This window comes from Rothia uropygialis, from assembly GCF_004137765.1.
Lineage (GTDB): Bacteria > Actinomycetota > Actinomycetes > Actinomycetales > Micrococcaceae > Rothia.
The window spans coordinates 360,538-376,070 of record NZ_NOIS01000005.1 but is presented as its reverse complement, the minus strand read 5'-3'; the positions used below and the strand labels follow the sequence as shown (position 1 = coordinate 376,070).

At 60.5% G+C, this 15,533-nt stretch carries 12 protein-coding genes and 1 tRNA gene; 11 read left to right on the top strand and 2 right to left on the bottom strand.

All coding sequences use genetic code 11. The features are described 5' to 3' along the window. Positions 1 to 216 precede the first annotated feature (216 nt). A complete protein-coding gene (gene otsB, locus EWV35_RS13585) occupies positions 217 to 2,682 on the bottom strand; it encodes a trehalose-phosphatase (protein ID WP_165168576.1) in 2,466 nt (821 codons plus the stop codon). Between the two features lie 155 nt (positions 2,683 to 2,837). On the opposite strand from otsB, the gene EWV35_RS12755 reads away from it, so the two are divergent. From EWV35_RS12755 to EWV35_RS12745, 3 genes are all read left to right on the top strand, one after another. Beyond that, a complete protein-coding gene (locus EWV35_RS12755; RefSeq protein WP_129662359.1) occupies positions 2,838 to 3,731 on the top strand; it encodes a DsbA family protein in 894 nt (297 codons plus the stop codon). Between the two features lie 131 nt (positions 3,732 to 3,862). Continuing rightward, positions 3,863 to 3,939, top strand: a tRNA-Thr gene (locus tag EWV35_RS12750). A 284-nt stretch (positions 3,940 to 4,223) separates the two neighbouring features. After that, positions 4,224 to 5,147: an SDR family oxidoreductase gene (locus EWV35_RS12745; RefSeq protein ID WP_129662358.1), complete on the top strand. Its 924-nt coding sequence runs from the start codon at positions 4,224 to 4,226 to the stop codon at positions 5,145 to 5,147. Here the strand turns inward: EWV35_RS12745 and EWV35_RS12740 are convergent. Then, a complete protein-coding gene (locus tag EWV35_RS12740; RefSeq protein WP_129662357.1) occupies positions 5,122 to 6,216 on the bottom strand; it encodes a TDT family transporter in 1,095 nt (364 codons plus the stop codon). The two genes, EWV35_RS12745 and EWV35_RS12740, sit on opposite strands and share 26 nt — an antisense overlap. A gap of 91 nt (positions 6,217 to 6,307) precedes the next feature. Between EWV35_RS12740 and EWV35_RS12735 the strand changes: the two genes are divergently transcribed. The 8 genes from EWV35_RS12735 to EWV35_RS12700 all read left to right on the top strand — a co-directional run bounded on the left by EWV35_RS12735 (position 6,308) and on the right by EWV35_RS12700 (position 15,492). Then, on the top strand, positions 6,308 to 7,243 hold the full coding sequence (locus tag EWV35_RS12735) for a LysR family transcriptional regulator (RefSeq protein WP_129662356.1): 936 nt from the start codon (positions 6,308 to 6,310) through the stop codon (positions 7,241 to 7,243). Between the two features lie 90 nt (positions 7,244 to 7,333). Further along, the gene (locus EWV35_RS12730) at positions 7,334 to 7,927 is read left to right on the top strand and encodes a histidine phosphatase family protein (RefSeq protein ID WP_165168574.1); all 594 of its coding nucleotides are present in this window, start codon (positions 7,334 to 7,336) and stop codon (positions 7,925 to 7,927) included. Between the two features lie 170 nt (positions 7,928 to 8,097). Next, on the top strand, positions 8,098 to 8,889 hold the full coding sequence (locus EWV35_RS12725) for a DeoR/GlpR family DNA-binding transcription regulator (protein ID WP_129662354.1): 792 nt from the start codon (positions 8,098 to 8,100) through the stop codon (positions 8,887 to 8,889). Next, entirely contained in the window at positions 8,886 to 9,845 is a 960-nt protein-coding gene (locus EWV35_RS12720; RefSeq protein ID WP_129662353.1) for a 1-phosphofructokinase family hexose kinase, read from the top strand. The genes EWV35_RS12725 and EWV35_RS12720 overlap by 4 nt, the downstream gene beginning before the upstream one ends. An 86-nt stretch (positions 9,846 to 9,931) precedes the next feature. Then, complete coding sequence (locus EWV35_RS12715) at positions 9,932 to 12,082, top strand: PTS fructose transporter subunit IIABC (RefSeq protein WP_129662352.1); 2,151 nt, start codon at positions 9,932 to 9,934, stop codon at positions 12,080 to 12,082. A gap of 37 nt (positions 12,083 to 12,119) precedes the next feature. Continuing rightward, a complete protein-coding gene (gene ptsP / locus EWV35_RS12710) occupies positions 12,120 to 13,817 on the top strand; it encodes a phosphoenolpyruvate--protein phosphotransferase (RefSeq protein WP_129662351.1) in 1,698 nt (565 codons plus the stop codon). A 66-nt stretch (positions 13,818 to 13,883) separates the two neighbouring features. Beyond that, positions 13,884 to 14,162 (top strand): HPr family phosphocarrier protein, encoded by a 279-nt coding sequence (locus EWV35_RS12705; RefSeq protein ID WP_129360812.1) that lies wholly within the window; start codon positions 13,884 to 13,886, stop codon positions 14,160 to 14,162. A gap of 214 nt (positions 14,163 to 14,376) precedes the next feature. Continuing rightward, positions 14,377 to 15,492 carry a lipid II:glycine glycyltransferase FemX gene (locus EWV35_RS12700; protein WP_129662350.1) on the top strand — a complete coding sequence of 372 codons (1,116 nt, stop codon included), beginning with the start codon at positions 14,377 to 14,379 and terminating at the stop codon, positions 15,490 to 15,492. The last annotated feature ends 41 nt before the right edge of the window (positions 15,493 to 15,533 follow it).

The following is a 15,533-nucleotide window of genomic DNA, read 5'->3' as shown; positions in this document are numbered from 1 at the left end:
TGCATGGGGATGTGGGGGATGCCTGCTTCGGTGTCGGGGTGGGCTGCACGAACGAACCCGAACCCCTCATACCATTTACGGGCGTCCTTCGAGTGAGCAGGTCGCACGGCCCGTAGGAATCTGAGTCCTCCGCGTTATATTTCCACTTAGGCATAAGAAAAAGGCCCCGGCGGACGCTGTCACAAGCGTGTGCCGGGGCCTGCTGTTCTTAAGGCGTTACGAAGGGTCAGGCATAGTTCCCTGCTGCCGATCAGCGTTCTCCGCGTGCGCCTTGCGCAGATGCGCCAAACGAGCCAGGGCGTGTGACATGGCCTCAGGGCCGGTCACCCGGACCCTGGCAATGGATTCGGCCCGCCCGACTTTGATACCTAGGTCATCGGCCCCCAGAACACCCAAAGCGTATTCGTCCGTCAAGTCATCGCCAGCGAAGATCGTTGTATTGGCCTTCGTGAAGTCCCGGATGATTTCCATCGCGTCGCCTTTGTTGACCTCGAGCACGGCGCATTCGACGACGTACTGCCCCGGAGTGAGCTTGACGCCAGGAATGTTCTTGAGGGTCTTGACCGCGTCAGCCTCGGCCGTTTGGGCAGCGGCGTCGTCGTTCATGGTTCGGGTGTGGAAACCAACCCCGGCCGGTTTGTGTTCGATCTCCGAACCCGGATGCTTCCGGACGAGCTCTTCCACGGCTCGAGTCGCCTCCTTCAAGGCCTGCCTCTGCGCATCCGTCAACGAGAGTTCGGGAGACTCCTGGCCCGCGGCGGAGAGATCGAATTCCGCGCCGTGTGAACCTGACAGCAACATCTTGTTGTGCGGGTCTGCAGTCTCTCGGAGGAAGTTCAAGGGCCTCCCCGAAATGAGAGCGACAGACGTCTCCGGCAACCCTGCGAGAGTTTCGAGGGCTGTTTGAGACAGAGGCAGCGCCCTGGCTTCCTCCGGATCGGTCGTAAACGGTGCCAGGGTCCCGTCGAAGTCCATCGCTACCAAGAGGTTGTCGGTTGCAGCCGCGCGCTGGAGCTCCTGCTCGACGGCAGGCGTGGGAAACGGCCCGTGCCCCCGGTCGATGTGGCCGACAGTCGGAATCTCGTCCGTAGCCGGTTCGGGGCCCAGATAGTCTTCGCGCGTTCGAGAGAGGTCCTCGAGAAAGCGGGTCGACCAATCTTCCACGTCATGCGCGAAGATCTGCTCACGCATGCCTTTCATGCGATCCTGTTGTTCTTCGATCGTCATGTCCTTGGCATACAACAAAGCTTCCTTGAAGCCATCGATATCGTGCGGATTGATCTGAATAGCATCGGGAAGTTGCTCGGCCGCACCGGTGAATTCCGAGAGCACCAGAGCTCCTGTGTGATCGAGATGGCTGACCACGAATTCTTTGGCTACGAGGTTCATCCCGTCTCTGAGTGAGGAGACGACCATGACGTCGGTTGCCAGATACAAAGCGATCATTTCTTCGAAGGGGTATCCATGATGTAGATACCGGATCGCAGTGTGGGACATGGTGTCGAACTGTCCGTTCAAGCGTCCCACCATGCCTTCGATCTGCTCTCGCAGCTCGATGTAGGAGGCGACCCGTTCCCGGGATGGGCTGGCAACCTGAATCATCGCAGAACTCTCGACGGTGAGGTCACCATCGTTGAGGAGCTCGCCGTACGCCTTGAGGCGGTGGCGAATGCCTTTGGTGTAGTCCAATCGGTCAACACCCAGATAGACGGTCTTCGGGTTCCCCAGTTCCTCACGAATCTGGCGAGCCCGGCGCTTCGTAGCCGGTCGTGAGGCCATCTCGGTGACGGCCTCGACATCGATGGAAATCGGGTATGACGTCGCCCGGGTGATCCAGGTGGGCAGATCTCGGTTCAAGCGTTCCTTGCGGGCACGCCGCCGGGACGTCACATTCGGCATCGCGTTCGTGTACGCCCGCCGGAATCGTTCGTTACTTTCCTCCTCATTCTGTTCCTGAGGAGTTTGGGTCACTTCCGTGCGTTCGCCCTCGAACTGCACACCGAGAATTTTGTCGCAACATCTGCGAAAATTCGACGCGTCGCCAGGGCGTTGGAATCCCAAGAGGTCTGCGCCGAGTAAGCCCGTCAGAACCTGCTTGCGCCACGGCAACTGGGCGAAGATTTCCAAAGGCGGGAAGGGTATGTGGTCAAAGAATCCGATCGTGAGGTCGGGGCGCAAATGCCGAAGCATCGCGGGCACCAACTGGAGCTGGTAGTCCTGGATCCACACCGTGGCATTGCGCGATGCGCTACGGGCTGCGGCCTCGGCGAACCGATTATTGACCGCCCGGTATGTATCCCACCACGTACGGTGGAACTCAGGCTGAGCAATGACGTCGTGGTAAAGCGGCCAAATGGTCGCATTGGAAAAGCCCTCGTAGTACCGGCGAACCTCACCTTCGGAGAGTGTCACGGGAACCAGATGGAAAACATCGTGATCAAAAGGTTCGAGATCTTCATCGGCAGCCCCGTGCCAGCCGACCCAGGCCCCAGCGTGCGAGGACATGACGGGCGCGAGTGCACTGACTAGCCCACCCGGCGAACGGCGCCATTTCGACTCGCCATTGTCGTCGACGGTGCGATCCACCGGTAACCTGTTGGCCACCACAACAAAGTCGTAGTCGCCTTCCTCCCCTTCACGAGGGCTGGCGTCGTCGTTCATAGCATCTTCAACCGGACACATGGCTTCTCCCTTCGACCAATTTGTGTCTAGCCTATCCGTACTTGCACGTCCGCACCGAGACAGTTCGCAAGAGAAATCATTGACGGGCCTTTCAGGGAATTCCGCTAGGCTATTTGCGATTACAAGTACCGTCCAATTCGAACAGGGAGCAAAACGTGGCATCCTCTCCTTCGCCGCGGAGCAGCGAGGCGCGAGAAAAGGCGCGCCAAATCGCAGCAAAGCAGAGCAAGCGATCCTCAAACTCGTCCCGCTTGTGGTGGCAAATCGGCGTGGTCGTGGTTCTGGTGCTCATCATCGGCATCATTGCGGCCGTGTACACACACAACAAGAAGGGCGAAATCCCGGATTCTGGGCCCGTTCCCACGAGCGCCAACCAATACGGAGGCATCGTGGTAACGAAGGACGGGATCAAGAAAGACACCTCCGACGTCGACACCCGAGACGTGAACGACCTGAAAACCTCTTCGGCGTCCGCGTCCCCGGACGATGAGTCCGAGGGCAAGGAAACGACCCTTCCCGTTGGCATGCCGACCGCTGACGAAGCCAAGAAGAACGGCCAGCCTCCTCGCGTGACCATCTTCCAGGACTACAACTGCATCCACTGCGCTGAATTCGAAAAGGCCAATGGTGAAGAGATCAAGAGGCAGGTTCTCGACGGTGATGCCACTCTCGAGATCCGTAACCTGAATTTCTTGGATCAGGAGACCAGCACCGAATACTCTTCTCGGGCCGCAATGGCCGCGTATTCTGTTGCCGAGCAGGTCTCCCCGGAGAAATTCCTTGATTGGCAGGCGGAGATGTTCTCGCACCAAGGTCAGGGCGGAATGTCCAACAAGGAATTGGCAGCCCTGGCGGACAAATATGGTGCCGACATCAAGGACGATCTGGACTCCAACAAATACCGGCCGATGGTCAACGTGACCGTTGCCGAGTCCAAGGAAAACGGATTATCCGGAACTCCCACGAGTTATGTGGACAGCACCAAATTCACGGGCCAGAGCTTCACTGACTTCCTCAACGGCATCAAGAAGGCCAAGAGCGGAAGCTAACCTCCGCGAAGGCCCACGGCGCTTATGGGGCGCGATGCCGAAGGCTCGGCGTCGCGCCCCATGTGCGACCACGATGCACGGTTTGGGATAGGGCGCTCCGACAGGTAATCTAATCAGGCGCCTTGGCGCATGCCTCCTTAGCTCAGATGGCCAGAGCATCTGTCTTGTAAACAGAGGGTCGCCGGTTCGAATCCGGCAGGGGGCTCCAAAAACCCCGGAATATCAACGAAGTAGCGTTGATATTCCGGGGCTTTTGCGTTTGATGTGAGCTCGGGGCTGCTTTGGCGCTATTTTCGGACGGGCCAAATGCCGCCACGATCTGCGAAAAATCGACCATCCGTTCGCGCCCAATGTGGCGCCCTCGCGTGATTTCAGGTGGGGAAGTGCGGGGGTGGTAGGTGCAATGGCAAAAGATAGGGATGACAACGAGGTCTGCGCTCCTAGAATGGAGGGGAAGCGTACGGCAAATGGAAAACCTCTCTAGGAGAAACCATGACTCAGCAGAATACGCAGAACCGCCCATCAACAGATCAGCTGGATTTCCAGAACCCCGTCACACGCTTTCCCACGATCGAGCCCCCGAAGCAGCACCAGCCGGAACCAGGCCTGGATGCAGAACTGACCCCTCGCGCAGATCGAGGAGAAGAGACTTATCGTGGAACGGGGCGCCTGGAAGGGCGCAAGGCGCTCATCACCGGTGCAGATTCCGGTATCGGTGCGGCAGTTGCGATCGCATTCTCACGCGAAGGTGCCGATGTCGCACTGAATTATCTCCCTGACGAGGAAACGGACGCTCAGTACATCAAGGAGCTTCTCGAAAAGGAAGGGCGCACCGTTCATCTTTTACCGGGCGACCTGTCGGACCACGAGTTCTGCCGTACCGTGGTCGACGAAGCCCACGAGAAGCTGGGTGGGCTGGACATACTGGTCAACAACGCGGGAAAACAGGTCGTGACCGAGGGGCTCGAAGGGCTGAGCGACGAAGAACTTGAAGCCACGTACGACGTCAACATCCTTGCGATGTTCCGTATCACTCGGCAGGCCCTGAAATACCTTCCGGCAGGCTCCTCGATCGTGAATTCGACGTCGATTCAGGCCTATGAGCCATCCCCGCACATCATGCATTACGCTTCCACCAAGGCAGCCATCAATAACTTCTCCAAAGGGCTGAGCCAAGATCTGGCGCCAAAGGGCATACGGGTCAATGCGGTTGCGCCCGGCCCGATCTGGACGCCATTGCAGGTCAGCGACGGCCAGCCCAAGGAGGCTCTGCCGAAGTTCGGCCAAAACACTCCCATCGGCCGTGCCGGGCAACCGACCGAACTGGCTCCCGCTTACGTGTTCCTGGCTTCTTCCGAATCCAGCTATGTCATTGGTGAGACGCTCAACGTCAACGGCGGGCAAGCATCTCCGTAGAAAGACCCCGAACGAGGTCCATGACCGTCCCCGTCGCGGCGACGCACCAATGCGCCGCCAGAACCATCAATAGTACTGCTGACAAGGCGTCCCACCCCATGAGGTGGGTCCCGAGGCTGCAGGTTCCGACGGGGAAGGTCATGGCCCACCAGCCGGGAGTGAAAGGCATTCCTCGGGCGAACCCGCGATATGTCGTGAAGGCGGCCCATAGGAAAACCGGTATTCCAATAATGAGCACTACGATCCCGTAAATGCGGGCGAGGCGCGCCAATGCATCGACGGCATCGGGTTGCAAAAGCGGTTGCGCGGCGCTCGAGAGCGACTGCGCCGCCGCGGTGGACTGTCCCACAATCCCCAGTGGAATGAAAGCCGACGCCGCTGCGGCCAAGGGCAGGGGCTCCCGCCTCCACGTGTGTGCGTAAGCAATGGCAAAAATCGCGAGGCCCATGGACAGCGCTACGAAGAAACTGCCGCCCGAGAGGACCCCAGTGAATACCGCGCCGACCAGCGAATGGGAGTGCGAGACCAGTTGTGCGCCCGTCGTAGCGGTAACCATCGGTGCGACGACCGGAAGCCCCCACGCCGGCAGAGGGCTTTCTGAGTGGCCTTTCATGAGTTTTGCCGCAAATCCGACCGCCGCGATCAAACCAATCACCGTGCCGATCGTCCACATCACCCAGTCCACGCTCCATGCGAAAGAGGTGAGTCCCGGCATCCAGGACGACAGAACGGCAGGAGTCGAGGAACCGACTGACAAATAGCCCATTGAGACCATGCCCCAGGCCGTGACCTCCGAATGCTTGGTCAGGGATTCCTTGAACGCCCTCGGGGCGCGGATGCAACGCAGCACGAATCCGATCGAGAGCATTGCCAGAAGAACCCATCCCGCGACAAAAAGCGCGATCGGGACGCCAGGTACTCCATGAATCTGAGTCAGATTCGCGAACAGAGAGGTGCCCATGACCGCGCCGAACCACGCCGGACCTGCCGGAACAATGGCATGCGACTGCCTGGTGGTGCGGGGGCCGTGACGGCCTTCAATGTCTTTTTGTTGCGCGGAAAGAAGCATACTTCGAGCCTAAAGCCGGGTGAACAGGGCAGGTAGGGACCAAAATGCTGTCAGCTCACAAGCTGAGCTTGTGAGCCGATAGGGTGAATCCATGAACATGAACCACCTGCCCGAGCTCTCGGCATGGATCCTCCTGGACGAGGTGGACCGAAGAGGCAGCCTCGGGGCCGCGGCGCGATCCCTGGGGATGACTCAGCAGGCAGCTTCCTCAAAGGTCCGGGCCGCGGAACGACTCCTCGGGATAGATGTGTTCGTGCGCTCCCCCCGAGGGGTCGCGACGACCGCGACCGGCCGAAACGTGCTCGATGCCGCCGCCAGACTGCTCGAAGAGGCTCGCTCACTGGCCGAGAGCGTCGAAGTGGCGCGTGAAGGCGCATCCAAGCGGCTGAGAGTCTCCGCCAGCAACACCGTGGTAGAGCACTACCTGCCGTCCTGGACGGGGGAGATGCTCAGAAGAAACCCCTTGGTGAGAATCGATGTGATCGCGGCGAATTCACGCGAAGTCATGCGTGACGTGGCGTCGGCCGACGTCGAGCTCGGATTCATCGAGACGCCCGAAGGGCCCGGTGGGGAACGAAGCGCGGAAATTCTCCGCGAGGAGTCTCGGTGGCACGCTAAATTGTCGGCCCGTACGGTCGCGTGGGATCGCATTGTGCTGGCCGTCGTGCCAGAGCATCCGTGGGCTGCTAGCTCGCCGAGCCTTCAGCAGGTGAGAGAAACAGCCGTGCTTCTCCGGGAGAACGGATCGGGAACTCGAAGGGCCGTGGAACAGGCCCTTCCGGGCATGGTCGCTCCGGCCGCCGAGGTCGGCTCGCTGTCGGCCATGTGGAGGACCGCGCGGGCGACTGGGATACCGGCGTTTCTTCCGCTCAGAGCGATGGACGAACCTCTTGTTGCCGTCGATGTCGAAGGCCTGCAGGTGGGACGTCCCATACGGGCCATATGGCGGCGCGGGCACAGCCTTTCCGCGCTCGCCAGTTCATTGGTGGTAGCCGCGGAGAATTCTGAGGGCTTGGCATCGAAATGACCTATTATCCGTTGGACTCCACACAAAAATCCACGCAAGCCCACAACCGCAGGTAAGATCGAGCCGGACCAAACTATAGGAGGGGTCGGCGTGAGCCAAGAACAAGCCGAAAAATCTGCGCTGAACGGGCGGCTCGTCGTCGTGCGGCATGGTCAAACCGACTGGAACAAAGCCGGAAAGATGCAAGGCAGTTCTGATATCCCGCTGAACGACACCGGCCGAGCGCAGGCGCACGAAGCGGGGGAGTACCTTGCCGACCAGGGGGAGTTCTGGAATTACCTGGGTGCTTCGCCGTTGTCCCGTGCGCAGGAGACCGCACAGATCATCGGCCAGCACGTAGGACTGAGCAACATCGAAACGGTTCCGGGCGTCATCGAACGCAGCTACGGAGACGCCGAAGGGCAGGTGCTGAGCTTCGAAGACTCACGCCATCCTCAAGATCTCTACCACGGTGTCGAGCCTGAGGAGGACGTTTACCGCAGAGGCGTAGAGGCTTTCAAACAGCTCATCCTTCAGCATCCAGGCCAGAATCTGCTCGTGGTGAGCCACGGAACGCTTATCCGTCGAGTTCTTCTGGCGACGACGCCGGGAGATTGGACGGAACACGTTCCCAATGCGACCCCGATTGAAGTCGACATCGAAGGTCTCTTCGCTTGGGACCCGGAGTCGTTGGTCCTGAACTGAACGACCGCGGCACAGGCCAAAGGGCCGATCGGTGACCATTCAGGGATGTGCGTTTTCCTGTGAACGCTACCGATCGCAATTGTTCCCGTTGACCGAACCACTTAATGCCACATAAAATCAATAATGCACAAACGGGGTCATCCCGTTGTCATCACGGGGAGTGTTTCACCATGTTCGCTGAAGAACGACGGGCGGAGATCGCCAAGCTGGTCAGCAGCGCCCGGCGAGTGAACGGTGCCGAATTGGCTCGTCGCTACGACGTCACGATGGAAACCGTGCGTCGGGACCTTGCAGCCCTCGAGGCGGATGGCAAATTGCGTCGTGTGCACGGCGGGGCCGTCACCGTTGAACAGTCCACCGCCGTGGAATCCAGTATCTCCTCCCGGCAGACCGTCAATACCCCCGAAAAGCAGCGCATTGCTTCCCGGGCATACCAGCTGTTGCAGGATGCAGATGCCGGGGCAGTGGTCTTGGACGCCGGCTCGACAACTGAAATCCTCGCCGACCTGATCGCCAGCGCGGATTTTTCTCTCAAATCCGGAGTCGACCGACTCATCGTCACCCATGCACTGCACATCGCGGTCAAGCTCGCAGAGGCCGACGGAATCGTGCTCGACCTGGTCGGGGGGCAACTGCGCAAGATGACGTGGGCGGCCGTGGGGACCCGGGCTGCCGAACACTTTTCAACCATCCGCCCAGATATCGCCCTGATCGGCGTCAACGGACTCGACGAAGAGTTCGGGCTTTCGACTCCTGGACTGAACGAGGCGATCGTCAAGACCGCGATCGTGCGCTCCGCACGTCGCGTGGTCTTGTTGTGCGACTCTGCCAAATTCGGTCAGGAGTCGCTCGTGAGGTTCGCGGGCCTGCCCGATATTGACGCGCTCATCACTGACAAGGCTCCGGAAGGGTCCTTGGCCGCCGCCCTCGAAGAAGCGAACGTAGAGGTTCTCATCGCATGATCGTTACATTGACAGCCAATCCCAGCCTTGATCGCACCGTCGAGATCCCGGCCGGATTGGCACGGGGAACAGTCATCCGCGCGACTCGCTCCGTCGCGGACCCCGGTGGCAAGGGCGTCAATATTGCGCGTGCGCTGAGCGTCAGCGGCGTTGAAACGGTTGCGGTCCTGCCCGGAGACGACGGTGATCCCGTGCTCGCAGGACTGACCGAAGCCAACGTGAGGTATTCGAACCTCTCGACCGGATACCCCATCCGAACCAACGTGACCATCGCGGAACCGGACGGCACGACGACCAAGATCAACGCACCGGGCGAACCTTTCGACGAGCGGTCACAACGCGAGCTGACCCGGCTTCTCATCAATGAAGCGAAGGGAGCCAGTTGGCTGGTTCTGGCCGGTTCGTTGCCTCCCGGGGTCCCCAGCGACTATTACGCTGTAGTTTCCCGCGCAGTTCGGGAAGGCCTCGGCGCTCAGGCACCGCGCGTCGCGGTCGACACCTCTGGTGTCGCGTTGCGCGACACCCTCAATGGTCAAGACGGGTTGCCCAACCTGATCAAGCCGAACTCTGAAGAGCTTGCCGAGCTGGTTGGCCGGGCCGGTGCGTGGGAGATCCTGGAATCGGACCCCGCGGAAACCGCCCGCACGGCCCAGGACCTGGTGGATCGCGGCGTCGAATCCGTGCTCGCGACCCTCGGTTCCAAGGGCGCCGTTCTGGTCAACGCCCAAGGTGCCTGGCACGCTCAGCACGCGCCGATCAAGGCGCGAAGCACCGTCGGAGCAGGTGACTGCTCTCTGGCCGGGTTCCTCTTGGCCGATGAGTCGGGACAGGCCCCGCACGAATGCCTGGCCCAAGCTGTTGCCCACGGGTCAGCGGCTGCGTCGCTGCCCGGAACACAGGTGCCTTCGCTCCAGGACACCACGCCCGAAGAAGTGACCGTCACCAAAATCGGGTGAAAGCCCCAGCACTTGTACCACCCCTTTTGAACGGGCCCGAATAGGCCAAGACGTCGGCAGGGGAAACCGAAATCAAGGAGAGCGTCATGTCTGCACTCATCACAGCGGATCTTGTGGCTTTGGACCAAAACTTGGGGGAAGACCGGTTCGACCTCATCAAGCATCTCGCCGAAAGGGTCGTCGACGCGGGTCGAGCCACATCGCTCGACCGCCTGTATGCGGACGCCAAGGCCCGCGAATCGAAAACCGACACGGGCATCCCCGGTGGGATTGCGATTCCGCATTGCCGGTCCGAGGCAGTTACCGAAGCGACACTGGCCATGGCCCGCCCTGCTCCGGGCGTCGATTTCGGAGCAAAGGACGGCCCCGCTGACCTGATCTTCTTCATCGCCGCTCCCGAAGGAGCGGACCAGGAACACCTGACGCTGTTGTCCAAGCTGGCTCGTTCGCTCGTCAAAAAGGATTTTGTCGCCGCCCTGAGAGAAGCGAAAGAGCCTCAGCAGATCGTCGACCTCGTGAACGCAGCCCTGGGACTCGGCGAGACCGGGACGAAGCAAGAGCAGAAAAAGGATTCGACGGTTGCCGGGTCTGGCGCATCGTCGGAGGCCAGCGCATCGAAAGCTCCCTCAGGGCGAGGATCGACCGCGCTCGCGGCAGGGGCTACCCCGGTTTCTCCCACGAGTTCCGCTGCGACGGAGACGGGGCCGGAGCCGAATGACCAGGGCGTCACAGGCAAGCGATTGGTCGCCGTGACCGCGTGCCCCACGGGTATTGCGCACACATACATGGCGGCGGATTCTTTGGCGCAATCAGCCGAGGAAATGGGTATTCGCCTCGATGTGGAGACCCAGGGGTCGTCCGGAAACGAAGTTCTTTCCCAAGACGTCATCGATGCCGCCGACGCAGTCATCTTTGCGGTTTCGGTGGATGTTCGTGACCGCGAGAGATTCGCGGGGAAGCCCGTGATCGAATCGCCCGTCAAACGAGGCATCGATGAGCCCGGAACCATGATTGAGGAGGCCATCCAAGCCTCCGACAACCCCAATGCCCGACGCGTGTCAGGTTCAAAGTCCGAAGGGTCAGCATCGAGCTCGGACGAGGGATCATGGGGCGGACGCATCTATCGCTCGCTCATGACCGGCGTTTCCTACATGATTCCGTTCGTGGCGGCCGGCGGTTTGCTAGTCGCGATTTCTTTCATCCTCGGCGGCTACGAGATCGCGAATAATGCGAACGACATTCTCGGGATTTCCGACGACTCGGTGACCGGCGACGGCGCCTCACTCTTCAACCTGGGTGATACAAGCTTGCTGCAGTACCTCGCGGCAGTTGCCAACGTCATCGGCAACTTCGCAATCGATCTGCTCGTTCCGGCCCTTGCAGGCTACATCGCCTTCGGTATGGCGGGACGGCCGGGCATCGCGCCTGGCTTCGCGGCCGGTCTGGTCGCCAACACCGTGGGTGCGGGCTTCCTCGGTGGAATCGTCGGCGGTCTGCTTGCGGGCTTTGCGGCCTATCTATTGGCCAAGCCGAAGCTGCCCCGGTGGCTTGCCGGCATGATGCCCGTGGTCATCATCCCATTGTTGGCGACCATCATTTCGAGCGGTTTGATGTTCCTCATCCTGGGACAGCCGATCGCGTGGGTTATGACTGTCCTCAACGATTTCCTGATGTCGATGTCGGGAGCTTCGGCCGTTGTTCTCGGTCTGATTCTGGGCGCCATGATGGGTGCGGATCTCGGCGGCCCGATCAACAAGGCCGCGTACCTTTTCGCGACCGCGGGGCTTTCGGCCGGAACGGATGTTTCCAAGGAAATCATGGCTGCCGTGATTGCCTCCGGAATGGTAACCCCGCTCGCCATGGCGCTCGCTACGACCCTTCGCAAGAAATACTTCACTGAAGCGGAGATCTCCAACGGACGCGCGGCGTGGTTGTTGGGTGCTTCGTTCATCTCCGAGGGAGCGATCCCCTTCGCCGCGGCCGATCCGCTGCGCGTTATACCGTCCTCGATGGTCGGAAGCGCAATCGCGGGCGCGATCTGCATGGGTTCCCACGTGGCATCCCCGGCACCTCACGGGGGGATCTGGATTGTGGCGCTCGTGGATAATTGGCCCATGTACCTGATTTCGGTCGTAGTGGGAGCCATTGTGACCGCCGTGATTTACCTGGTTCTCAAGAGCCTCGGAAAAGCCAAAACCGGCAAGGAAAAAGCCGACCAGGTAGCGGCAGCTTCCTGATAGTCGGACTGAGCTTCACCAGTAAGGAATGATAACGATGAAGAAACTCACCGGAGTCGGCGTTTCAGCCGGCCGGGTCATCGGCCCTGTGTTGCAGATGCCCGAACCGATTCAGGAACCTGACGTCGGGTCGACGCTTGCAGACGGCGAAACGCCCGAAAACGCAGTCGAGCGCCTGCAGACCGCGGCGACTCGCGTCAAGGAAAACCTCAAGGAGCGCGCCGGACGGACATCTGGCAATGCCGCTGCCGTGCTGAAGTCCACGGCCCTCATGGCCGGGGACAAGGCGTTGCTCAAGAACGCGGGCAAGCTCGTAACCGGGAAGAACTACACTCCCGAGCGGGCAATCTGGGAGGCCGCCGGATCGTATGCGGAGCAGATGACGGCCTTGGGTGGCTACATGGCACAGCGCGTCACGGACATTTTGGACGTTCGGGCGCGTATCGTCGCGGAGTTGTCTGGCCAGCCTGCGCCGGGTATTCCCGAGTCGGAGGACGCTTTCATCCTGATGGCGGAAGATCTTGCCCCCGCGGATACGGCGACGCTCGATCCCGAAAAAGTCATCGCGCTGGTCACCTCGGACGGCGGACCCCAAGCCCACACCGCGATCCTTGCCCGTGATCTTGGTCTGCCTGCGATCGTGGCCGCAACCGGCGCAACCCAGGTGCCCGATGGCACCGTGGTGTACGTGGATGCGACCGACGGGACGGTCGTGACCGAGCCCGGCGAGGTAGAGAAGCGCCTCGCTGAGAAGTACGCGAATCGCAAAGAGATTCCAGAGTTCGACGGCAAGGGAATCCTTGCCGACGGGACCGAGGTCCCGTTGTACTCCAACGTGGGCAACGGCAAGGCCGCGCAGACAGCGGCGGAGAACCGTGCTCAGGGCATCGGGCTCTTTCGTACCGAATTCGCTTTCCTGAACCGAGAGGAAGAACCCTCGGTCGAGGAACAGAAAGTCGAGTACAAGGACGTATTCGATGCTTTTCCGGGCCAGCACGTCGTCGTGCGGACCTTGGACGCCGGTGCCGACAAGCCTCTTCCGTTCCTCACCGACTCGACTGAGCCGAATCCGGCGCTCGGGGTCCGTGGCTACCGCACGGACTGGACGACGCCGGGCGTTCTGAGCCGCCAACTCGAGGCTATTTCGGCCGCAGCCAAGGAATCGACCGCTGAGGTCTGGGTCATGGCACCCATGATTTCGACGGCTCCCGAAGCTCGGGACTTCGCCAAGATGCTCGATGAGGCAGACCTCGACGTGCATGGCGTCATGGTCGAGACGCCGTCCGCCGCGGTGACGGCGGAGGCCGTTCTCCAAGAGGTGGACTTCGTCTCGCTGGGAACCAACGACCTGACGCAGTACACGATGGCCGCTGATCGTTTGCTCGGTGCTTTGGCGGAGCTGAACAACCCGTGGCAGCCGGCCGTGCTGAAGATGATTCGTCTCACCGTCGAAGGCGCGGAGCGCGCGGAGCAGTCCACCGGCCGCCCGAAGACGGTGTCCGTATGCGGCGAAGCTGCAGCGGATCCGGCGCTCGCCGTGGTCCTCGTGGGACTGGGCGTCAAGGCCCTGTCCATGAATACTCGTTCCTTGCCTGCGGTCGCCGCCGTGCTGAAATCCGTTACGCTGGAACAAGCACAACAGATCGCAGCCAAGGCCATGGAAGCGCGATCTGCTGAAGAGACTAAGGATGTGGCCCGCGCGGAGCTGCCCATCCTTGATGACCTCGGCCTGTAAACCAGTCCGGCATTTCCGGGGACGTTACGACCGCCCCACATGACCACATAATCAAGGAGAACAATCATGGCAGAACGTACCGCCACCATCGCCAGCCGAGTCGGTCTCCACGCTCGACCGGCCGCGATCTTCGCCGAGGCCGCCGGCGACCTCCCCGTTGAGGTCACCATCGCAGCCGAAGGCGAGTCGGCAGACGAGGCTATGGACGCATCGTCGATCCTGTCTCTCATGTCCTTGGGCGCAAAGCACGGAGACAAAGTCGTTCTTCGCGCCGAGGGGGACGGTGCAGATGAGGCTCTGGACAGCTTGGTCAAGATTCTCGAAACCGATCACGACGCTGAATAATCCGCGCTAACCGGTCGAACGCTGAGACGGATTGTCCGGCTGACCGGTGCCACGTATTGAGCCCGGGATCGTCATCCACAAATGATGGCGCTCTCGGGCCTTTGCGTGAGACTTTCCAGAACTCCGCCGTAAACTGGTGGAGACCAGCCCGCCGCGCGGGAAAATCAACCATGGCGTGGGGTAATAACCTCTGCGCACGGCAGATGAGGATTCTTTGCGACATTTCACCGCTCGATTCGCGACCGATCAAGAGATCCAACACTGGGATGACCATGTCACGGCAAACCCCAATGGTGGGAATCTCCTCCAATCCGCATCTTTTGCGTCGGTGAAGTCCGAGCACGGCTGGAAGCCCGTGTACGTGGTCTACGAGGGGATCACCGAGGCCCGGAATCACCAGGGCGCCACTGAGGAAAAACAGGTCACGAGCTACAACCTCGTTCTCGAGAAGAACATCCCGTTCCTGGGCAAGATCTGGTACATGATCAAGGGTCCGGACGTGTGGGACATCGAAGATATCCCCGCCGTCATGGACGCGAACAAGGAATTCGTCCGAGCCGAGGGCCTCAAAGTATTCGCGATCAAGATCGAGCCGGACATCCTTGATTCCGAGGCACGCAGCGCGTTCCTCAAACGCGCGGGACTGGTCAAACAGTTCAATATCCAGCCGAACGACTCGACTGCTGTGCTCAAGACCGATGCGGATGAGGAGACCGTACTCAAATCCCTTCACTCACGTGGCAGGAACGCGGTACGACGCGCCAAGCGAGAAGGCGCGGAGGTCGAACGTGTGGAGCTGACGGAAGAGAACATGAAAAAAATGTTCTCCCTGATGGACACGGTGGGGCAGGGGCACGCCAACGTGAATCTTCGGTCGTACGAGTACTACAAACAGTTCTGGACCACATTTGCGCGTGCAGGTCAGGGCCGTCTGTATTTCACGTACGAAGACGGCGAACCTTCGGTGGGCGCGTACGTCATTCGATACGGTCGCAAAGGCACTTACAAAGATGGCGGTTCGAAACCTCGCCGTCAACAATACGGCGACTCCCACCTGGTCCAGTGGACTGCACTCACCGACTTGATGCGGGACTATGGCATTGAGGAGTACGACTTCTGCGGCACCCCGCCGAAGGCGGAACTCAAGAACAAAGAACACAGTTACTACGGGCTGGGTCTTTTCAAGACCAGTTTCACCAAGACGGTCGTCGACTTCGTTGGAGTCTACGACCAAGTTCTGAACCCCATCGCATACAAGGCGTGGGTCACGATCGTCGAACGTGTCATGCGTCAGATTTGGTGGCGCCGTACGCAGCAGCCTTTCTACTAAGCCGACGATCAGGTCCTCACGGACCGAAACTCAGGGGCGCT